The sequence below is a fragment of the Corynebacterium sp. HMSC078A10 genome (assembly GCF_001811565.1).
Lineage (GTDB): Bacteria > Actinomycetota > Actinomycetes > Mycobacteriales > Mycobacteriaceae > Corynebacterium > Corynebacterium hesseae.
Genome location: NZ_KV805195.1, coordinates 22,692 through 43,457, shown reverse-complemented (window position 1 = coordinate 43,457; position 20,766 = coordinate 22,692). Strand labels below are relative to the sequence as shown.

Annotated in this window: 21 protein-coding genes and 1 riboswitch; of the genes, 8 read left to right on the top strand and 13 right to left on the bottom strand. The window is 62.5% G+C overall.

The window, feature by feature from the left end; genetic code table 11:
• Positions 1-30: 30 nt before the first annotated feature.
• The 3 genes from pyrH to rpsB form a co-directional block, all read right to left on the bottom strand.
• Positions 31-768 carry a UMP kinase gene (gene pyrH / locus HMPREF2808_RS03855; protein WP_070527003.1) on the bottom strand — a complete coding sequence of 246 codons (738 nt, stop codon included), beginning with the start codon at positions 766-768 and terminating at the stop codon, positions 31-33.
• 248 nt (positions 769-1,016) lie between these two features.
• A complete protein-coding gene (tsf, locus tag HMPREF2808_RS03850) occupies positions 1,017-1,829 on the bottom strand; it encodes a translation elongation factor Ts (protein WP_070527000.1) in 813 nt (270 codons plus the stop codon).
• A 248-nt stretch (positions 1,830-2,077) separates the two neighbouring features.
• Positions 2,078-2,905, bottom strand: coding sequence for a 30S ribosomal protein S2 (gene rpsB, locus HMPREF2808_RS03845; protein WP_046648052.1), 828 nt, complete (start codon positions 2,903-2,905; stop codon positions 2,078-2,080).
• 394 nt (positions 2,906-3,299) lie between these two features.
• Here rpsB and HMPREF2808_RS03840 point away from each other — a divergent pair, with 394 nt between their 5' ends.
• The gene (locus HMPREF2808_RS03840; protein WP_070526997.1) at positions 3,300-3,806 is read left to right on the top strand and encodes a murein hydrolase activator EnvC family protein; all 507 of its coding nucleotides are present in this window, start codon (positions 3,300-3,302) and stop codon (positions 3,804-3,806) included.
• Here the strand turns inward: HMPREF2808_RS03840 and HMPREF2808_RS03835 are convergent.
• From HMPREF2808_RS03835 to rplS, 9 genes are all read right to left on the bottom strand, one after another.
• Positions 3,769-4,680, bottom strand: a complete 912-nt coding sequence (locus tag HMPREF2808_RS03835; protein WP_070526994.1) for a tyrosine recombinase XerC — start codon at positions 4,678-4,680, stop codon at positions 3,769-3,771. The two genes, HMPREF2808_RS03840 and HMPREF2808_RS03835, sit on opposite strands and share 38 nt — an antisense overlap.
• A gap of 15 nt (positions 4,681-4,695) precedes the next feature.
• Positions 4,696-5,874 carry a DNA-processing protein DprA gene (gene dprA / locus HMPREF2808_RS03830; protein ID WP_070623825.1) on the bottom strand — a complete coding sequence of 393 codons (1,179 nt, stop codon included), beginning with the start codon at positions 5,872-5,874 and terminating at the stop codon, positions 4,696-4,698.
• Positions 5,871-7,394, bottom strand: a complete 1,524-nt coding sequence (locus HMPREF2808_RS03825; RefSeq protein WP_070526988.1) for a YifB family Mg chelatase-like AAA ATPase — start codon at positions 7,392-7,394, stop codon at positions 5,871-5,873. The genes dprA and HMPREF2808_RS03825 overlap by 4 nt, the downstream gene beginning before the upstream one ends.
• On the bottom strand, positions 7,381-7,818 hold the full coding sequence (locus tag HMPREF2808_RS03820) for a YraN family protein (protein ID WP_070526984.1): 438 nt from the start codon (positions 7,816-7,818) through the stop codon (positions 7,381-7,383). Before HMPREF2808_RS03820 ends, HMPREF2808_RS03825 begins: the two co-directional genes overlap by 14 nt.
• A gap of 220 nt (positions 7,819-8,038) precedes the next feature.
• Positions 8,039-8,344 carry a DUF2469 domain-containing protein gene (locus tag HMPREF2808_RS03815; protein ID WP_005528899.1) on the bottom strand — a complete coding sequence of 102 codons (306 nt, stop codon included), beginning with the start codon at positions 8,342-8,344 and terminating at the stop codon, positions 8,039-8,041.
• Positions 8,345-8,431: 87 nt separating this feature from the next.
• Entirely contained in the window at positions 8,432-9,073 is a 642-nt protein-coding gene (locus HMPREF2808_RS03810; RefSeq protein WP_070526981.1) for a ribonuclease HII, read from the bottom strand.
• Between the two features lie 5 nt (positions 9,074-9,078).
• The gene (lepB, locus tag HMPREF2808_RS03805) at positions 9,079-9,780 is read right to left on the bottom strand and encodes a signal peptidase I (protein WP_070526978.1); all 702 of its coding nucleotides are present in this window, start codon (positions 9,778-9,780) and stop codon (positions 9,079-9,081) included.
• Positions 9,758-10,546: a signal peptidase I gene (gene lepB, locus HMPREF2808_RS03800; RefSeq protein ID WP_070526975.1), complete on the bottom strand. Its 789-nt coding sequence runs from the start codon at positions 10,544-10,546 to the stop codon at positions 9,758-9,760. The genes lepB (HMPREF2808_RS03805) and lepB (HMPREF2808_RS03800) overlap by 23 nt, the downstream gene beginning before the upstream one ends.
• Positions 10,547-10,699: 153 nt before the next feature.
• A complete protein-coding gene (gene rplS / locus HMPREF2808_RS03795; protein ID WP_010190405.1) occupies positions 10,700-11,044 on the bottom strand; it encodes a 50S ribosomal protein L19 in 345 nt (114 codons plus the stop codon).
• Positions 11,045-11,217: 173 nt separating this feature from the next.
• Positions 11,218-11,332, top strand: a riboswitch (TPP riboswitch).
• Here rplS and thiC point away from each other — a divergent pair.
• From thiC to HMPREF2808_RS03765, 6 genes are all read left to right on the top strand, one after another.
• Positions 11,328-13,130 (top strand): phosphomethylpyrimidine synthase ThiC, encoded by a 1,803-nt coding sequence (gene thiC, locus HMPREF2808_RS03790; protein WP_070623822.1) that lies wholly within the window; start codon positions 11,328-11,330, stop codon positions 13,128-13,130. Its footprint overlaps the riboswitch before it by 5 nt.
• The gene (locus HMPREF2808_RS03785) at positions 13,123-13,773 is read left to right on the top strand and encodes a thiamine phosphate synthase (protein WP_070526969.1); all 651 of its coding nucleotides are present in this window, start codon (positions 13,123-13,125) and stop codon (positions 13,771-13,773) included. The genes thiC and HMPREF2808_RS03785 overlap by 8 nt, the downstream gene beginning before the upstream one ends.
• The gene (thiO, locus tag HMPREF2808_RS03780; RefSeq protein ID WP_070623819.1) at positions 13,770-14,915 is read left to right on the top strand and encodes a glycine oxidase ThiO; all 1,146 of its coding nucleotides are present in this window, start codon (positions 13,770-13,772) and stop codon (positions 14,913-14,915) included. The genes HMPREF2808_RS03785 and thiO overlap by 4 nt, the downstream gene beginning before the upstream one ends.
• The gene (gene thiS, locus HMPREF2808_RS03775; protein ID WP_070623817.1) at positions 14,912-15,109 is read left to right on the top strand and encodes a sulfur carrier protein ThiS; all 198 of its coding nucleotides are present in this window, start codon (positions 14,912-14,914) and stop codon (positions 15,107-15,109) included. The genes thiO and thiS overlap by 4 nt, the downstream gene beginning before the upstream one ends.
• Positions 15,110-15,889 (top strand): thiazole synthase, encoded by a 780-nt coding sequence (locus HMPREF2808_RS03770; protein WP_070526959.1) that lies wholly within the window; start codon positions 15,110-15,112, stop codon positions 15,887-15,889. It abuts the gene before it with no gap.
• A 35-nt stretch (positions 15,890-15,924) separates the two neighbouring features.
• The gene (locus tag HMPREF2808_RS03765; protein WP_070623814.1) at positions 15,925-16,983 is read left to right on the top strand and encodes a ThiF family adenylyltransferase; all 1,059 of its coding nucleotides are present in this window, start codon (positions 15,925-15,927) and stop codon (positions 16,981-16,983) included.
• Here the strand turns inward: HMPREF2808_RS03765 and HMPREF2808_RS03760 are convergent.
• Complete coding sequence (locus tag HMPREF2808_RS03760) at positions 16,980-19,169, bottom strand: YhgE/Pip domain-containing protein (protein WP_070623811.1); 2,190 nt, start codon at positions 19,167-19,169, stop codon at positions 16,980-16,982. The two genes, HMPREF2808_RS03765 and HMPREF2808_RS03760, sit on opposite strands and share 4 nt — an antisense overlap.
• Before the next feature lie 332 nt (positions 19,170-19,501).
• Here HMPREF2808_RS03760 and HMPREF2808_RS03755 point away from each other — a divergent pair, with 332 nt between their 5' ends.
• Positions 19,502-20,641 carry an HNH endonuclease signature motif containing protein gene (locus HMPREF2808_RS03755; RefSeq protein ID WP_070526948.1) on the top strand — a complete coding sequence of 380 codons (1,140 nt, stop codon included), beginning with the start codon at positions 19,502-19,504 and terminating at the stop codon, positions 20,639-20,641.
• Positions 20,642-20,766: the final 125 nt, after the last annotated feature.

Below are 20,766 nucleotides of genomic sequence, written 5' to 3'. Positions count from 1 at the left end.
AAGAATCTAGCAGGTCGCGGCCGGTTTGTACTAGGACTGAACCAGCGTGCCGATCTTCTCGCCGTTCACGGCGCGCTTGATATTGCCTTCCGTGAGGAGGTTGAAGACCAGAATCGGCATATTGTTGTCCATGCACAGGCTAAACGCCGTGGCATCGGCCACCTTAAGGTTCTTTTCGATAACCTCGCGCGGGGTGATTTCGGAGTACAGCTCCGCATCGGGATTCGTGCGCGGGTCGGCGGAATAGACGCCGTCGACGGCCTTGGCCAAGAAGAGGACCTCCGCACCGATCTCCAGCGCGCGCTGCGCCGCGGTGGTATCGGTGGAGAAATACGGCATACCCATACCAGCACCGAAGATGACCACACGGCCCTTCTCTAGGTGGCGGTCGGCGCGCAGCGGCAGGTAGGGCTCCGCAATCTGGGCCATGTTGATGGAAGTCTGCACGCGGCAGTCGATGCCCTGCTGCTTGAGGAAGTCCTGCAGAGCCAAGGAGTTCATGACGGTGCCTAGCATGCCCATGTAGTCCGAGCGAGCGCGGTCCATACCGCGCTGGGAAAGCTCGGCACCGCGGAAGAAGTTACCGCCACCGATCACCACGGCGATCTCAGTCCCCTGCTTCGCCACCTCGGCGATTTGGCGGGCAACATTTTCTACAACGTCAGGATCGATGCCGACCTTGCCACCGCCGAACATCTCACCACCCAGTTTGAGCATGACTCGCTTGTATCCGGTTCGCTTCGGTTCAGGGGTAGTCACGGTCTTCATCGTCTCCTTCACGCATGGCGACGCTTCAGTTAAGCGCTTGAATAATTCTGTTCCATCTTAACCATAGGAAGGCGCTGTCATATATTCAGCTGCGTGCGACCCCCCACCCTCAGGGGCGGGGGCAAAACGGCGAACTCCCTCCCCCAGTTTCTCCCCACCGGGCACTCAGCCCTTGGGGAAGAAAGAGGAGGAGGGAGCACTCGCAGTCACTAGGCTCTAAACCCGGACTGCACGAGTCTCAGGAAGGCTTAAGCGCCAACCTCGTAGCGGATGAAGCCGGTGATGGTGGTGCCGGCCTCGTCTGCAACCTGCTTGACGGTCTTCTTGGAGTCAGACAGAGCTGCCTGCTCCAGCAGAACCACGGACTTGTAGAAGCCGTTGAGGCGGCCTTCCACGATCTTCGGCAGGGCTGCCTCCGGCTTGCCCTCCTCGCGGGTGGTGGCCTCAGCGATCTCGCGCTCCTTCTCAACGATCTCAGCCGGAACGTCCTCGCGGGTCAGGTACTCAGCGTTCATGGCTGCAATCTGGAGAGCGACTGCGTGAGCGCCTTCTGCGTTGCCCTCGTAGGAAACCAGAACACCTACTGCCGGCGGCAGGTCAGCGGAACGCTGGTGCAGGTAGACAGCAACGTTGTCGCCCTCGATGGTGACTGCGCGGCGGGCCTGCAGCTTCTCGCCGGTCTTTGCGGACTCTTCGTCGACGACCTCGGAAACCTTCTTGCCGTCGATCTCCAGGTTGTTGAGCTCTTCACCGGAGTTGACCTTGGCCTCACCGGCAGCCTCAGCGATCTTGGAAGCGAAGGACTTGAAAGCCTCGTTCTTGGCCACGAAGTCGGTCTCGCAGTTGATCTCAACCATCGTGTTGCCGGAAACGGCGATCAGGCCCTCGGTAGCCTCACGCTCAGCGCGCTTGGACACGTTCTTTGCGCCCTTGATGCGCAGGTACTCAACGGCCTTGTCGTAGTCACCCTGGGACTCGTCGAGAGCCTTCTTGCAATCGAGCATGCCGGCGCCGGTGGCCTCACGCAATGCCTTTACGTCTGCAGCAGTGTAGTTCGCCATAGTTGGAGCGATCCTCCTTGGAATTAAACGGTATTCGTTGAAACAGCGTAGCCGAATCACTACCACCACGTCGCGTTGAGGGGGTGGTAGTTTTTCGCCCACTCCCCCAGCGGAGGGAAACCTCTGCGTGGCGTTTCAACCCTCTAGTGTGTCACGTGCCTTAGCGAGCCAAGAAAAACACGTGAGAAAAAGCCCCCATCGCCGCGGACACTGTGGGCCGTGCGGTACGGGGGCTTAAGGTATGCAGATTACTCTGCGGACTTCTCGGCGTCCTCGGACTTCTCAGCGGAAGCCGGATCAGACGCAGCGGCAGCCTCAGCAGCGTCGCGGGCGTCCTTCTCAGCGGTGTCGCCGGCAGCCTCCTTGGCCTGAGCAAGCTGGCGCTCCTCGCGAGCCTTCTTGCCCTCGTCCACAGCGGTGGCGATGATGCCGGAGAGCAGCTTGGTAGCGCGGATTGCGTCGTCATTGCCCGGAATCGGGAAGTCGACCTCATCCGGATCACAGTTGGTGTCCAGGATGGCAACAACCGGGATGTTGAGCTTCTGAGCTTCCTTGACCGCGATGTGCTCCTTGTTGGTGTCAACAATCCACAGTGCGGACGGAGCCTTGGTCATATCGGAGATACCGCCCAGGACGCGCTCCAGCTTGGTGCGCTCGCGGGTCAGCATCAGAACTTCCTTCTTGGTGCGGCCCTTGTAGCCGTCCTCAGCCGCATCCATAGCCTGCAGCTCCTTCATGCGCTTCAGGCGCTTGGAGACAGTCTGGAAGTTGGTGAGCATGCCGCCGAGCCAGCGGTGGTTCACGTACGGCATACCAACGCGGGTTGCCTCTTCAGCAACGGCTTCCTGAGCCTGCTTCTTGGTACCAACGAAGAGGATGGTGCCGCCGTGTGCGACGGTTTCCTTAACAAACTCGAAGGCCTCATCGATGTAGGTCAGCGTCTGCTGCAGGTCGATGATGTAGATGCCGTTACGGTCGGTGAAGATGAAGCGCTTCATCTTCGGGTTCCAGCGACGGGTCTGATGACCGAAGTGGACACCAGCGTCGAGGAGCTCGCGCATGGTTACAACTGCCATGATTCGCTCGCTTTCTATACGTTGTTTCGGTTTTGCAAAAATTGTGCGGTGTTTTATTCCGCACCCTAGCAACGAAGGCCCTGGTCAACACCCCAACTTTGTGGGGACCGCGTCAACCACAGACTGTCTCTTCCTTAACCCAGGAAGCGACTACTTCGCCGCGCGTAGTCAATCCATACGGAACCCTATTGGGTTTGAGCACAGACTGCTGTGGGCAAGCTTAGTACTGCGCAGGCGGTGATTCCAAACGGCGCGACCAAAACATCGCCACAGGATTGTTGATGGATGCGCGAATCTTTCCCCTGACGCACCATGGGTTTCTTCTTTAACACGTTATCCACAGATCTATCACCGGCTCTTTCTTTGAACCGCGCCCACGCGCAGGCTTGAGGTCATGCGTCACCGTCTTCTTTATCTATTGGGTCTCCTGTTCACGTGGGCTGTGCTTGTCGACGTCCCCTTAGCCGCCGCCTTCGTCGACCCCACCACCGGGGAACCGGTTGCTTCTCGAGTCTTACGTGGCTTCGAGCCTCCTGAGAAGCGGTGGATGGCTGGCCACCGCGGTGTCGATCTGGACCTACCTGTCGGCGGGAAGGTTCGCGCCGCCGGCGATGGTGTCGTATATTTCGCCGGCTCCATAGCGGGCAAACCGGCCCTTTCGATTGCTCATGGCAACGGCCTACGCACCACTTATCAACCTGTGTTTGCGCGGGTCAAGAAGGGCGAGAGTGTGAAAGAAGGGGACGTAATCGGAACGCTCGCCCCGTCCGTGGACGGCTATCCGGGGCTGCATTGGGGCGCGATTGAGGGCCGAGAGAACTACGTCAACCCACTAGACCTGCTCGGGGAACCTGTCATTCGGCTCAAGCCCGTGGGTGAGAACGGGCGTAGACGTCCTTAAGCCGCTGAGCAGAAACGTGTGTGTAGACCTGCGTGGTTTGCAGAGAGGAATGGCCGAGCAATTCTTGCACGATGCGTAGATCCGCTCCGCCCTCGAGCAGATGCGTAGCTGCGGAGTGGCGTAGCCCGTGCGGGGTGAGGCCCGGCGCACCCGTGACCTGTGCGGCGCGCTCGACGACGCGACGGACCTGACGCGCGTCGATGCGCCCGCCGCGTGTGCCCACAAACACCGCTTCCGTTTCGCCGGCGAGCTCGGGGCGGCCTGTCTTCAGCCAAGCGCAGAGCGCGTCATGAGCAGCATCCCCAAAGGGGACGACACGCTGCTTATTGCCCTTGCCGGTCACGCGAGCTGTGCGGCGGGCAAGGTCGATATCGCCGACGTCGAGGCCGACGAGTTCCGCCACGCGCACACCGGTGGCGTAGAGGAATTCGAGCATGGCACTATCGCGCAGAAAGTGAATCTCGTCGGTAGAGACCGCATTGCCCATCAGCTCCCCCGCCGCGGTGGGTGACATCACGGTGGGCAGATGCTTGCCCACCTTGGGCGTGGCAAGACGCTGCGCCACATCAGTTTTTAGGAAGCCTTCACGCGCAGCCCACGTGGAAAAAGCGCGCACCGCGGCGGTCCGACGCGCCAAGGTGGAGCGGGACTTACCTTCAGCAACGGCGTGGGCTAACCATTCGCGCAGAGAATTCAGCGTAAATGCTGCGAATTCGGGGACTTCCGCTGCCAGCAGGCGCAGGTCAGAGCAATAGCCGCGGACGGTCGCTTCAGAGCGGCCGCGAACGATGCGCTGGAATTCAGCGAAGTCCTCGATCGCCTCTTCGAGCTGGCTGCCCACGTTCCGCTCACTACTGCCACTTTCACCACTCATGTCTCATGAGTGTACTCAGGTGCGCTGCCACATCGCTCCTGAGCGGGTGATCACCCCCATCTTCTGCATCGCCACGAGCAGGTGAATAGTCAGCGCCACCCGCATTCCTGCAGCCGCCGCGATATCCTCTGCGCTCGCGCCTTCCTCCGCGGTTTCCGGCGGTGTGGAGTCATACACCCGAAGTTCATTGCGAGACAGACGCTGCACCGCAGTCGGCTGAAATTCCAGTTCATACTGACCCGCCACGTCCACCTCGCCTGCTTTGCCAACCAGCCCCCGAACCTCGTCTGCCGAAGCCACCAGTTGGGCCCGCCCATCCTGGATGCGTTGATGACAGCCCAGCGATCCAGACGTCGTTATAGGGCCTGGTACTGCCATGGCAACCCTGCCCAATGCTTCCGCCCAATTCAAGGTGTTGAGCGCGCCAGAACGGAATCCTGCCTCAACCACCACGGTGCCGCTCGTCATCGCCGCCACAAGACGGTTACGGGATAGAAAACGATGACGCTGCGGCCGCGTGCCCGGCGCGAATTCAGACACGATGCACCCTTTCCCAGCGATCCTGTCAAAGAGTGCGGCATTGCGCGCCGGATAGGAAATATCGATGCCGCACGCCGCTACCGCCACCGTTAAGCCTCCTGCATCCAGAGCAGCTTCGTGGACTGCTGTATCAACGCCCACCGCCCCGCCGGAGACTACTGTCCAGTGATGAGCGGCGAGACCGCTAGCTAAAAGGGTGCCAGCTTCCCAGCCATAGCGACTCACCGCGCGCGTGCCCACGAGGGCCACAGATTGGGATACCGCTTCGCGCAGGTTTCCACCGCGTACCCACAGACTGTGCGGTGGAACTGCTTGGTCATCAAACGTTGCCGGGGCATCAACCACCCCTTGATGATAGAAACCGAAGGCACGGGAGAACTCTTCCCCGGGCCACTCAGCATCCGCGGGCGTAATAAGCCGAGCGCCTTCCGCATCTGCTACAGCCAGGTCTTCGTCTTGCCGCAGCCACTCACGCCGCGAAGCCGTGGCTTGCCTCAGGGGCCCAATCCAATCCTCTCCTTTGTAGATTCCCCGAGCAATCTCCTCAGCCGAGTATTGGGTCAACAGCGCGTGAAGAGTTGGTGAAGGACCCTCCACCACGCGATTGAGATAGGCCCACGTGTGCCGACTAGTCAAAAGGTTAAGCTCGCTCATGCTGCCAGCCTTTCGATGGTTCCGGCGCCGCGGAGATCCAGCGCCCGACTGACATGGTCCAGCTCGGGGCGTGCGGAGCCATCAAGGTCTGCCAAGGTCCATGCCAGACGCAGCACCCGATCTACTCCGCGTTGGCTCAGCTCACCTTCCGCTAGATAAGCGGAAAGCATAATCATCGCCGACTCCGCCGCCGGGCGGTGGCGCCTCAGATAAGAAGCGGACACGGCGCCATTGACCACGCTACCCAACCCGTCAGCCTCCCAGCGCGCTTTCATCCGTTCCCGGGCGGCAGTCACGCGCTGCGCTATGTCCGCGGAACTTTCCTCCCCTTCGGCATGAAGCACTGCGGATTGCCCCGATAGCGACACGATGATGTCGAGGCGATCCCGCAGCGGCCCTGAAAGGTTCGACAGATAGTTCATTCTGTCAGCCGCACGGCATTCGCAGCGCGCGGGTTCTTCGGCACCACACCGGCAAGGGTTCGCGGCTAGTACCAGTTGGAATTGTGCGGGGAAGATGACTTCTCTGCTCGCTCGCGTCAGGCGCACCTGACCTTCTTCTAAAGGGGCGCGCAAGCTATCGAGAACCTGCGCGGGAACCTCACTGACTTCATCGAGGAAGAGCACACCATGGTGGGCTAGGCTCACCGCACCTGGCCGCGGACGCCCCGAACCGCCACCAATCAGCGCGGCCCTGGTGACCGAAGCGTGCGGTGCAATGAAGGGGGCCCGGGAAATCGCGGTGCCGACAGCGCCGGCCACAGAGTGAATGGCTGTAGCTTCGACGGCCTGTTCCGTGCTCAGGCGCGGCAAAATACTCGGCAAGCGCGAGGCAATCATCGACTTTCCAGAACCGGGCGGTCCCACCATCATCACGTGGTGACCGCCGGCGGCAGCGACTTCCGCTGCCCACTTGGCCTCCCTCTGGCCAGCCACCTCACTGAAATCCGCCACCTGTTCGCGGGCTGGGACTTCCGTATGGGCGATGAGACGCGCATCCGGCAAACAATCACTCCCGCATGCCCAGGCGAAAGCATCCCACAGGGTCTCGGCTACGAGCACTGTCATGCCGGGGACCAATGCCGCTTCCGCCGCGTTGCCTACAGGAATGATGAGGGTGTCATAGCCTTGCGAGCGTGCCGCCAGGATGGCCGGAATGATGCCGGAAACTGGGCGCACCTGCCCATCCAGTCCTAGCTCACCGAGCACGAGCGCCCCGCTGAGCCGGTTCTTGTCGCTCTGCCCTGCCGCCAGGATGGACAGAGCCATCGGGAGATCAAAATGCGCCCCGGCTTTAGGCAGCGACGCCGGTGACATGGACACCACGACCTTCGTCTTGGGCCATGGCAAATGCGAATTGCTCACCGCGGTGCGAATGCGGTCTCGTGACTCAGAGATCGCGGCATCACCCAGCCCCACCACGTGGACTCCGGGCAGCCCGGGGCCAACGTTGGCCTCCACTGTGACTACCCGGGCAAGGACTCCATCCAGCGCAATCGTGTCGCATCTACCGAGAGCCATGATCGATTCCCTGGAAGTATTCCACCTCAAACGCCTCCCCCGACTTCGCCCCGGTGGCTACCAGCCCGAGGACGTCGAAACGGACCTTGTTCAACGCCTGCCCTTCACTCCGCGCGGCACTCAGCCACTGCGCGGCCGCCTTGCGCAGGCGCGCTAACTTGCGTGGGGTTACCGCTTCCGCGACGCCGAAGTTGCGGTTTGCCCGAGTCTTTACTTCGCAAAAGACAATGGTCCCATCGGGTTCACGCACGACGAGATCGAGCTCGCCCACGCGGTAGTGGACGTTCGCAGCGATGACCTGCGCCCCGCGCGCACGATAAAAGTCAGCGGCGAATTTTTCCCCCGCTTTTCCCAGTGCATCCGCCGGGCGGATGGTCTGGCCCACTGTCGGTGAATGCAAAGTGGTTGCTAGATTTCTTGTCACTATGGTGCTCCTTGGAATTGAACGTGTACACAACACGCCGTAAGCACGACACAAGAAAATCCCCGTGCCGCACACCCCTTACGGCACTTCCAGAACACCCCATTAACTGCAATATGGCGAGGGCTTAATGCCTCGCCACCGCAAATCTGTGGATAACTAGTCCGGGGTCACCAACGTGGCGTTCCCCGCCTTCTTTAATCCAGAACGCTTTCCTAGAGTTCTATTCCGGAAGAACAAAATCCGGCTTGTCCAGTTCCTCAATGTTGACGTCCTTGTAGGTGATAACACGGACGTAGCGCACGAAGCGGGCCGAGCGGTACATATCCCACACCCACGCATCGGACATGCGGACCTCGTAGTAGACGTCAGGGCCCGATGTGTGCGGGATGAGCTCCACCGCATTGGCCAGGTAAAACCTGCGTTCTGTTTCCACCACATAGGAGAATTGGCTGACCACATCACGGTATTCGCGGTACAGCGACAGCTCGACTTCAGCCTCGTAGTTATCGAGTTCCTCAGCGCTCACGGTGTGCTTCTCCTTCGCTCACAATTACCCGGGATCACGGTGTCACAGATTGAGCACCAGCTTAGTTCGCACTTGCCGCCTAAGCCTTCAGGCGCGCGCGAGGAATCGCGCATGAGCTTCAGCAACATTGCGATAACTCATGCGGTGCTCAGGCGTCGCCCCCAGCCGGGCGATGGCCTCCTGATGCACAGCTGTGCCATAGCCCTTATGGGTTTCCAGAGCATAGCCCGGGTATTGCTTCGCCGCATCCACCATGAGGCGGTCCCGGGAAACTTTGGCCAAAACACTGGCCGCGGCGATGCATCGCGCGGCGGTATCGCCACCGATGATCGGCAGCTGCGGGGCAGGTAGGCCGGGGACGAAGAGGGCGTCGCTTAGCACGTAGCCCGGACGGATCCCCAGCTGGGCCACCGCACGGCGCATCCCTGACAAGTTGGCGTGCTGAATGCCAAAGGCATCGATGTCCCTCGCGCCTATGTGCACCACCGACCAGGCCAGCGCGCGGCGTTTGATCACCGGCTCCAACTTTTCCCGGGCCGCCGGCGTGAGCTTCTTCGAATCATCAAGCCGCTCCAAGCCGGGCAAGATGCGATCCGGCAAGATGCACGCAGCGATGGTCACTGGTCCGCAGCAAGCTCCGCGCCCGGCTTCATCCACCCCGGCGACAGGCCCCAGCCCTGCTTTGGAGAGCGCAACCTCATAGGTCCTTTTCTGTTTCAGACGGCGCATAGCGGTTAGAGGGACATGTCCTCGATAGTGTGCGCACGGCTAATCGGCACCACCACGGCAGCAACCTTCCCGCGCACGTTCTCCACTGGAACGGTGCCCTGGAGCTTATCGCCTAGGTGTGCGCGCGAATCCAAGGAATTTGTGCGGTTATCCCCCATGACCCACAGGTGCCCCTCGGGAACGGTGACGGGCCCAAAGTAGGCACCCCCGCAGGCCAGCGAGCCTGTGCGCTCATCGACGGGTATCTCCGGCGGGTCAAGGACAAAGTCCTGGTTGGTGGGCTTGCCGTCCACCATGACGGCCGAATCCCCTTCCTGGCAGGACACGGTCTGGCCACCAGTCGCGATGACCCGTTTGACCAGAATGTTATCGCCGTTGGGTGCTAGCCCCACGACGGCAGCCATGTTTTGGACACCGCGCACAATCACATTGCGGGAACGCTTGACCTCAAAAGATGTGTTCCAGGATTCCGGACCAGCGAAGACCACTACCTCGCCGGGACGTGGATCGCTGAAGTAGTAGCTCACCTTCTGCACGGCGATGCGATCATTCGTGCATCCCGGGCAACCGTGCAAGGTGGGCTCCATGGAGGAAGACGGGATAAGGTACAGCCTTCCCACGAAAGCTTGAATCAGCGCCAGCGCCACGAAGGTGACTGCTAGCGCCGACAGAATATCGCGGACTCTAGGACTGGATGTCCGGGTCATCGACTCCACCAATGCGGTTGAAGGGGAAGAAGACGAACATGACCTTACCGCGAACGTTCTCCAGAGGGATCGTTCCTTGGTACTCATCCTGCATGTGATAGCGCGAGTCTGCGGAGGCCGTGCGGTTATCTCCCATCACCCAGATATTGCCCTCCGGCACGGTCACAGGGCCAAAGTACGCGCCGCCGCAGGCATAGGAACCAGTGGTTTCATCAACGCGATAGGTCGGTGGATCCTGCACATAGTCCTGCTCAATAGGCTTGCCGTCCACCATGACTGCCGGATCCCCTTCTTGGCAGGACACCGTTTGACCACCGGTGGCAATGACGCGCTTGACCAGCGTGTTCTCATCGGGCGGGGTAAGCGACACATAGCTCAGGGCGTCCTGAATGCGGTGGATGACCGGGTTATCGGAACGCGGGGATACCCAATTGCTGTCCCAGTCCGGGGTGCCTTTGAACACCACGACATCACCGGGCTCCGGGCTGTTATCGCCGTAATACGAAACCTTCTCGGTAAAAATGCGGTCATTATTGCAGCCTTCACAGCCATGCAACGTCGGCTCCATGGAACCGGAAGGGATGACGTACTGCCGGCCCACAAAGTTCTGGAAAATGCCGACGACCGCGAGCACAGAGACCACCACGAGGGCCGTCTCCAGCAACCAGGGCATCTGCTTCTTTTCCTCAGCTGGGGGCGCCGTGCTTTCCGACGTCTCTCCCCCAACTTCCTGGGGACCTTCAGTAATGTCGTTTTCTTTTTCCACGGGCTAAATCCTAGCAATGCACCTTAAGCTCACGGGCCTTGCGGGTCCGCGGCGTGGTGTTGACATCCCTTTTTGCCGCCAAACGTGGATCACAAAAGCCCTTCGCCATTCCTCGCGATGAGAGAAAGGCGAAGGGCTGTGACGCGCCGTAGATTAGCGGCGCTCCTTGATGCGGGCCTTCTTGCCGCGCAGGTCGCGCAGGTAGTACAGCTTGGCGCGACGGACACGGCCGCGGCGAACTACCTCGATGGAGGCAATGTTCGGGGAGTGAACCGGGAAAGTACGCTCAACGCCGATGCCGAAGGAGACCTTACGCACGGTGAAGGTCTCGCGGATGCCGTCGCCCTGACGGCGGATGCAGACACCCTTGAAGAGCTGGGTACGCTCGGTGGTACCCTCGATGACCTTGACATTGACGTCAAGGGTATCGCCCGGGCGGAAGGACGGGATATCGTCGCGCAGCGAAGCTGCATCAACCTTGTCAATGAGGTTTGCCATTGGTGTTTTCCTTTTCAGTTTAAGACAGAGGACCCTAGCGCCACCTCGCGGCAGCTGACCGGTTCGTGCCTATTACACAGAACATCGCCATCTTTCCACACCCCACCCCCGCAGAACAAATTGTTCCAAACGCCTGACATCTCCTTACTGCGGGCTCTAAGGTGGGTGGCGCACTGATACCCCACGGGTGCCCACGGGAAGTGGGCTGAGAGTGGCGCTGATACCGCGCCTGCACCGTTTGAACCTGTCTGGTTAGCACCAGCGAAGGAAGAGAGGAGCAGCCATGACGGCTATCCATACCCCTATTCAGAATTCTGACTCCGGCGAGATCCACCCCAAGCACTCCTACTCCCCCATACGGGAGCACGGCCTGGAGGTACCGGAGACCGAGATCCAGCTGGATGATTCCCCTACCGGCCCGAATGAACCTTTCCGCATCTACCGCACCCGCGGCCCAGAGTGCGAGCCTGAGGTAGGTCTGCCGGCCCTGCGCGCCGAATGGATTGCGGAGCGCGGGGACGTCGAAGAGTACGAGGGCCGCGCACGCAACCTCGCTGACGATGGCCGCTCGGCCGAGCGCCGCGGTGCGGCTTCCCAGGAGTGGAAGGGTGAGCGTCGCCAGCCGCTGCGCGCGAAGGAAGGCAAGCGCGTCACCCAGATGCATTACGCGCGCCAGGGCATCATCACCAAGGAGATGGAGTTCGTGGCCCTGCGCGAGCACTGCGACCCGGAGTTTGTGCGCTCCGAAATCGCCCGCGGCCGCGCCATCCTGCCCAATAACGTGAACCACCCGGAGTCGGAGCCGATGATCATCGGGCGGAAGTTCCTCACCAAGATCAACGCCAACATCGGCAACTCCGCGGTGACGTCCTCCATTGAGGAAGAGGTGTCGAAGCTGCGCTGGGCCACCCGCTGGGGCGCGGACACCGTCATGGACCTCTCCACCGGCGATGACATCCACACCACGCGCGAGTGGATTCTGCGCAACTCGCCGGTGCCCATCGGCACCGTGCCCATCTACCAGGCGTTGGAAAAGGTAAACGGCGTAGCTGAGGACCTGACGTGGGAAATCTTCCGCGATACCGTTATCGAGCAGTGCGAGCAGGGCGTGGACTACATGACCGTTCACGCCGGCGTGCTGCTGCCCTATGTGCCGTTGACCACGGACCGCGTCACCGGCATCGTCTCCCGCGGCGGCTCCATCATGGCGGGCTGGTGCCTGGCACACCACAAGGAGTCCTTCCTCTACGAGAACTTCGATGAGCTGTGTGAGATCTTCGCGCGCTACGACGTCGCCTTCTCATTGGGCGATGGCCTGCGCCCCGGCTCGCTGGCGGATGCCAACGACACCGCCCAATTCGCTGAGCTCAAGACCATCGGTGAGCTCACCCGGCGCGCCTGGGAGTATGACGTCCAGGTCATGGTGGAAGGCCCGGGCCACGTCCCGCTCAACATGATTCAAGAAAACAACGAGCTGGAGCAGGACTGGGCTTCGGATGCGCCCTTCTACACGCTGGGCCCACTGGTCACCGATATTGCCCCGGGCTATGACCACATCACCTCCGCCATTGGTGCGGCGCACATCGCCATGGGAGGAACAGCCATGCTGTGCTACGTCACCCCGAAGGAGCACTTGGGTCTGCCCAACCGCGATGATGTGAAGACCGGCGTGATTACCTACAAGCTCGCCGCCCATGCGGCCGACGTGGCCAAGGGCCACCCAGGGGCGCGCGCCTGGGATGATGCGATGAGCAAGGCCCGCTTTGAGTTCCGCTGGCACGACCAGTTCGCGCTCTCCCTCGACCCAGACACCGCGCAGGCCTACCACGATGAGACCCTGCCCGCGGAGCCGGCGAAGACCGCGCACTTCTGTTCCATGTGCGGGCCGAAGTTCTGTTCCATGCGCATCAGCCAGGACATTCGGGATACCTTCTCCGACTCCCTTGGTATGCCAAGTTTCCCGGGCAAGGGAGCCATCGATCCGGAGGTCGTGGCAGCTGCCCGCGCGGGCGAGAAGCAGATGTCGGAGGAGTTCAAGGCCCAGGGCTCACAGCTCTATCAGGAAGAAGAGACCACACATGCCTGATCTTCGCTGCTACTTCGTCACGGGCGCGGGCTCGCATGAGGACGTCGTGCGCATCGCTGCCGCTGCGGCCCGGGGCTGCGCCGGGGTGGTACAAGTTCGTTCCAAGCCGATTTCCGCCCGCAACCTCTACCACTTAGGCCGCGACGTGGCCCGCGCGGTGGAGCAGGCCAACCCAAAAACGCGCGTGCTTATCGACGACCGCGTCGACGTCGCCGCCGCCCTCCGCCACGCTGGCGAGCCGGTGCACGGCGTGCATATCGGCCAGGATGATCTGCCCGTGGCCGCTGCCCGTACGCTGTTGGGGCCGGACGCGATTATCGGTTTGACCACCGGCACACGCGAGTTAGTCGAGGCCGCCAACGAAGTAGCAGACCTGATTGATTACATCGGCTGCGGCCCGTTCCGCGCCACACCGACGAAAGACTCCGGGCGCACCCCGTTGGGGCTTGATGCCTACCCGGATTTGGTGAAGCTCTCCCGCGTCCCCCTCGTGGCCATCGGGGATGTCACCGCCAACGATGCAGCCGATCTTGCGGCAACCGGCGTGGCCGGCCTAGCCGTCGTGCGCGGCATCATGCATGCCGATGACCCGGAAATTTATTGCCGCGAGCTGCTGTCCGGTTTCGACGAAGGTGCGCGATGAGTACTAGCTCTGATTCTTCAGTCATCGTTGTCGGCGCGGGCGTCATTGGCCTGGCCACCGCCGTGGAACTGGCCGCCCAGGGCCATGAGGTCACGGTCTTGGATCCGGCCCCGGCCTCTGGGGCTTCGCACTATGCCGGCGGCATGCTCGCCCCCGCCGCAGAGGTGGTCTACCAGCAGGATCCACTCTTCCCGCTGATGCGTGCCTCCGGCGCGTGGTACCCGGAGCTTATCGATCTCGTGGCTCAGCACACCGAGGTCCCCACCGGCTACCGCGCCGAAGGGACCCTCGTCGTCGCGGCTGATCGCGCGGATGCTCAGCACCTCACCGAGCTAGCGGATTATCAGTCCCTCCACGGTATGGAGGTCGAGCGCATCACCGTGCGCGAAGCCCGGCGCGCGGAACCTTTGCTCTCGCCACGTCTGGCTGCTGCGGTGAGCATCCCGGGTGACACTCAGGTCTTCCCCCGTCAATGGACAGCTGCACTGCTCAGCGCTGCCCAAGCGCTCGGTGTGCGTTTCTTCCGCACGGCAGCACAGTCAATCAATGCTGACACGGGCGTGGTCACGACGGCCGTCGGCGAGTTCGAAGCTGAACAGGTGGTGCTCGCAGCAGGCCTGGGAGCACGCGAGATCGAGTGGGCTGCCTCGGCCGGGCTTGAACAGTCCCCGCTCCACCTGCGCCCGGTGTACGGCGATATCCTGCGCCTGCGCGTACCGGAAGAGCTCCAGCCGCTGCTCACCCGCGTGGTGCGCGGCTTCGTGGAGGACCGCCCCATCTACCTCATCCCGCGCGGCGATGGAACCTTGGCGGTTGGCGCTACAACCCGCGAGGACACTCTTGCCACGGCCCAGGCCGGCGGTGTCTACGCGCTGCTTCGCGACGCCATCCGCGTCCTCCCCGCCGTCGAAGAATGCGAGTTCCTCGAGGCCAGCGCGGGAGCTCGCCCCGGCACGCCAGACGATCTGCCGTACCTCGGCCGCGTCAGCAACAAGCTCGTCATCTCCACCGGCTATTTCCGCCACGGCATTCTGCTCACGGCCCTGGCCGCGCGCTGTACCCGCGAGCTCATCGAAGGCACCGAACCGAGCATTGATCTCGCGGCCTGCAGCCCCCTACGACACCTCAAGGAGCAACAATGATCCTCATCCTCAACGGCCAGCCCTATGACACGGCAGCGGGCACCGTCGCCCAGCTGCTGGATGAAAAAGGCATTGCCGCCGACGGCACCGCGGTGGCCGTGGCCGAACAGGTCGTTCCCCGCTCACAGTGGGAGTCCACCACACTCACCGAGGGCGCAGCCGTGGAAATCCTCACCGCAGTCCAAGGAGGTTAAATGCTGACCATCGCCGATACCACCTTTTCTTCCCACCTCATCATGGGCACCGGAGGGGCCACGAGCCACGACGCCCTTGAGCGTGCGCTCGTCGCCTCCGGAACCGAGCTGACTACCGTGGCCATGCGCCGCCACGCTGGTACCCGTGGTGGTGAGAGCATCTTCGACCTGTTGCGTCGGTTAGACATTGCCCCACTCCCCAACACCGCCGGGTGTCGCACCGCGCACGAAGCCGTCCTCACCGCCCGCATGGCCCGTGAGGCGCTGGGCACGACGTGGGTCAAAGTAGAGGTCATCGCTGATGAACACACGCTGCTGCCCGATGTCGTGGAGACCCTCGACGCCACCGAGCTCCTAAGCGCCGAAGGTTTCACCGTGCTGGCCTATACCAGCGACGATCCCGTGGCCGCCCAGCGCCTCGAAGATGCCGGCGCTGCGGCCGTCATGCCGCTGGGCGCTCCCATCGGCACTGGGCTGGGAATCCTCAACCCGCACAACCTCGAGCTCATTTGCTCACGCGCCTCAGTGCCCGTGCTTGTCGACGCCGGCATCGGCACCGCCTCCGATGCCACCCTCGCCATGGAGCTCGGGTGCTCCGGTGTGCTGCTCGCCAGCGCAGTCAACCGCTGCCAGGATCCCGAGGCCATGGCCACCGCCATGCGCCACGCCGTCGAAGCGGGACGACTAGCCCGAAGTGCAGGGCGCATCCCGCAGCGCGAACATGCCCAGGCATCCTCCACCTTCGAGGGCCTAGCCTCCTGGGCCGACCAAGTTCTCTAGACCTGTGGCACTGATCGCCGCCGCGAGAGGGACCTATGCTCAGCAAAGATGAACTCGCCCGCACCGCGCGCCAACGCCTCCTGCCTGGCTTCGGGGATGCGGCCCAGGAGCGGCTCAATGCCGCGCACGTGCTCGTCGTGGGCGCCGGCGGGCTGGGCTGCCCGGCCCTCCAGCAGCTAGCGGCGGCTGGCATCGGGCGCATCACGATTATTGATTCCGATACCGTCGATATCAGCAACCTGCACAGGCAGGTGCTGTTTGGTGCGGGGGACGTCGGCAAGCCCAAGGCAGAGGTGGCCGCTGCGCGCGCCCGCGAGCTTGCCCCCGAGCTACAGATCACCGCGCTCAACGCGCGGCTGACTTCCTCCACCGTTCTTGACCTCTGCGCAGGGTCTGACCTCGTCCTCGACGGTTCCGATACCTTCGACACGAAATACCTCGTCGCCGATGCCTGCGAGCTCACCTCTACCCCGCTGGCCTGGGGAACCGTGCTGCGCTACGGCGGGCAGGCCGCGCTGTGGCACTCCGGCAATGCATGTGCTGACGGGCGCGGCGTGGGCTTGCGTGATCTCTTCCCCGCCCCGCCTAACGGCGAGGCTCTCGAGTGCTCGACGGCCGGGGTGCTGGGCGCAACGACGTCGGTGATTGCAGGGCTCATGGCCACCGCGGCGGTCGCCACGCTCGGCGCACTCCCAGATCATCGGGACATGGTCGGACGCGTAACCTCCTACGATGCGCTCCCCGGTAGCTTCCGCACGCTGCGGGTGGGTGCCGATCCCGACCGCCCCCTCGTTACTGCTCTACCTGCCCGGCGCTCCCTGCCACCGGAACTTGTCACCGGCCACGCTGCCCTCCTCGATATATCTGAGGACCCGGCCTTTCCCCATGCCACGGTGTCGCTGCCCTGGCACACCGTCACCGATGATGATTCCGTGGGCCGAGCGCTTTCCGCCTGCGCCTCCGAATTGATCTACGTGGCCTGTCCCTCCGGCGGGCGCAGCGCTGGCTTTGTCCTGCGCTACGCCGATCTGGCCGCAGGAATGGGCATCGAGCTGCGCAACCTCCCCGGCGGGCTCGCAGCACACGATTTCTAGGCGCCGGCCACCGCCGGCCTGCGGAAGAGATGTTCGTCCAGGATGCGCGCCGTGCCATGGTGGCGAGCCCGGAAAATCACGCAGGAGGCCACCAACGCCAGGGCGGTCACGATGAACAGCACCGCGATGCCGGCCCAGAAGGTGCCATCGTGGATGCCGTCGGTCGCGCGGGTAAAGGCATTCTTTGCATAGGACATCGGGTGGAAAGGATGCAAGATGCTCAGCGGCCGCGGAATAGCCGCCACCGGCCACACGCCGCCGAAGACCATGACGCCTAAGGCAAAAGCACCGACTGCGAAGACGGCACCAATCTTACGGCCGAAGGTTACGAGGAAGAACTGGTAAGTCGCCGCGCCCACGGCGGCAATCGCTGCGATGACGAGCAGCATCATCGGCCAGCTAGCGGGGCTCCAGCCCATGGTGGAGGACATCAGACCCATGAAGGCCAAGACCAGGAAGTTCAGACCCGCCACCACGCCAAAGGCTGCAAGGATGCCGCGCACCGGGCTCGTGGCCGACTCGCCGTGGCGGCCCAGGTAATACGGCAGCGTCATCGCCAGAAGCAGCATAACGAGGAAGCCGAAGACCAGCACGAAGAGTAGCGAGGCGCCGCCCGTGATGTTCTTCTCGGTCGGGTCGACCGGGCTGACCACCGTCTGTACTGGGTGGAGGTTAGAGGAGGTGAAGTTGATGGGCACGGCCATGTTCTGCGCCGACGTATCCGGCTGGGTAATGGAGGGGGCTTTGGCGGCGCCGTCGGCAAGCTTAGTGGCCAATTCATTGGAGCCGGCCTTGAGCTGGTCCATGCCGTCCTTGAGCTCCGTGCCACCGGCGGCCAACTGGCTCGTGCCATCCTTCAACGTGCCGGTTCCCTCGTGCAAGCGGGAAGCACCATCCTGCAGCTGGGCAGCGCCGTTGCTCAGCTCGCCGACGCCTGCCCGCAACTGCTGCGAGCCATCGGACAAGCGGTGCGCGCCGTCATTGAGCGCTATCATGCCGCCCAGGTACTCCGAATTGGGATCGGACAGGTTGTAGTAGAGCTGGCCGGTGCCGGCGGAGAGCTTCTCCAGTTGCGCCACCATGTTTCCACTGGCAGCCGGGTCGAGCTTGGACACCAGGGAATAGAGTTGCTCAGCTTGCTGGTGCATGCCGAGGCCGCGGAGGACGTCGACAAGCTGCAGCAGCGCCGGGGCCACAGCCTGCGCCTGCTTGAGCACCGGGATGAGCATCCCGGTGAGCTGGTTTACACCGCCATCGATCTGGCCCGCGCCATCCGCTAGGCGGCCGGTGCCGGCGAGCAGTTTGTCGGAGCCGTCGGCAAGCTGGGCGGCACCATCATCCAGCTGCGCCGCACCACCGCTCAAGCGCCCCACGCCCTCGTTGAGACGGGTCGTGCCGTCCAGCAATTGGCCCGTACCGTTGTTGAGATCGCCCGCGCCGGCGTCCAGCTTGGCGATTCCCTCGACCGCTCGCCCGCCGCCTTCCTGCAGCCTCCCCGCGCCTTCGTCGAGCCGGCCCGCGCCCTCGGCGGCGGTGCCCAGGCCATCGCTGAGTTTATTCAGCCCCTCGATGACCTGATCGGCGTATTTCTTGGAAATCGCATTCTCCACGCTGGTCTGCACCTGCGGGATGAGGCTGGAGGAAATCACCGAACCATTCGTGCCGTAGTAGTCATTCGTAGCGAAGTGAATCTCCGGTTTTACCGGTTTATCGCTGATGATGGTGACGGCCTGCTCCGAGAAGTTCTTCGGGATGGTCACCACCATGAGGTATTTGCCCTTGAGCAGACCCTCATCCCCGTCGCCCTTGCTGACTTCAGCGAAATTCAGATACTGCGTCTCCATCAGGCCTTCCACAACCTGGTCACCGTAGTTGGTATAGGTGCCCTGCTTCTCGACGCCCGCGTCCTCATTCACCACCGCCAAGTCAATGTTGCGCATGTACTTGGAAGGGTCCCACATGGCCCACATCATGGTGCCGGCGATAACGATGGGTGCGACGAGGAGAAAAACGATGAGCACGCGCGACAAGGTACTCGTGGGGCGCCAATCGAGGACGCGGTGCCACCCCATGGCCTCGCTGTCGTGGCCTGCCGCGCTCTGGGTAGCAGCGCTCCCCTCGTACGGCATTCTGCGCGAAGCGCTATTCGCCCCTGCTTCCCGGTTGGATTCATCCTCACGGCTCATGCCTGCCTCCTTGACGTGATGATTCAGGTCCGCTTTTATTCGTTTATCCAGCCATTAAAGCTAGACACCCAAACGTGAGCGAGGCCACTAAGTCATTTGTTTCAACAAACATACCACCGATTAAGTTGACATTGTGAACTTATAGCCATTCGTCTCGTTGTGCCGCGCTGCGCACCACCTGAGTTACATCACCCAGCACTCCCCTGTGACGGGCGGGCGAGTGCATTCGAATCGGGCTTTCATCCGGCAAGCCCCTGCCCTTTACAGCCTGTAGGCAGGGCGTTTTCTTCTCCGGTTGCGGGGCCGCGTGGCCTGTTTTAGGCTCTGTGCACATGGGGGATATTGAAACCTACATCCGCCTTCGCAACTCGGGGATTGCGCTGGTGGAAGCAGCAACCAGCACACCCGAAAGCTTGCGCGCACTTGGCGCCTCGCACGGCGATGCGGAGGAGCTGGCGTCGCTTCATGCCATCTATTTCGGCGATACCCGCTTCACCGGCAAGCAGCGCACCGCCCGCCAGGCGGCCCAACGCCAAGGCCACGACCTGGCCACGCTGAGCCTGATTGAGTCCTACACCGCGAAGCTGAAGAAGCAGGTTGACGTCTGGAATTTGCGCGTCGCGCTCGCCTCCGTGCCCTCGGAACGGGTGCCTTCAGTGGCGGCGCAGCGAGTGAAGGAACTCAAACCGAAACGCGTGCCTTCACCAGGAGTGCGGCTGACTTACCGCAAGAATGGTCCTTACTCGCTCACGGTTACTGATTCCGCGCTCAACATCTCCACCATGCGCAGCACCCTGGAGTCCATTAACCCCACCGACCTCCTGGACGCCACCCGCCAGGTCTTCTTTAAAGAAGGAGTGGGGTCTCGGCCGGCAGTGGGAACAAACGTCGTGATAACACTCGACGAGCTTGACAAAATCATCCGCCACGACGGCGACGACATCGAGCTCGAACTCACCAACGGCGGGCGCATGAGCGGCGCGGAGTTTCTCACCTACAAATTCGCCGAGACTGGCTACGCCACATTAGTCCACCCCACCATCGGCCCGGTGTGGCTGCACCGGCTTTCGCGCTTTGCCAGCCTCGAGCAGCGCATCATGGCCAGCGCGGAGCACCCCACCTGCGCGATCGAAGACTGCAACAAGCCAGCCGATTACTGCCAAGTCCACCACATCGTCCCCTGGCAAGCGGGCGGGGAAACCAATCCGCCCAACCTAACCATGCTGTGCGCCTACCACAATGGCATCAACGACGATGACCCGACAAGCCCGACCGGCAGAGGCTACGTCTTTCGGTTGAAAGGACCGGTTGACTACATCCCGCCCTGGGGAACGCCGATTACAGCGCAGCCGGCCTACCAAGAAGCCGTAAATCGACAGGCCGCAAGCCCGACGAGCACCCCTACAAGCCAACCACCCGATCCGCCGGACATACGCCCATCACCACCCACCACTGCGCCGCCGCACGAATAATCTTCGCCGCAGCTTAACCGCACACGTCCGCACGCCGAACCGGCACCCCGACCCCCTTAACTCGGCGGACTCAGCCTTGCGCCACGCGGAAACCTCAACGTTTGCGAGGTCCTCCGCGCCTTCGG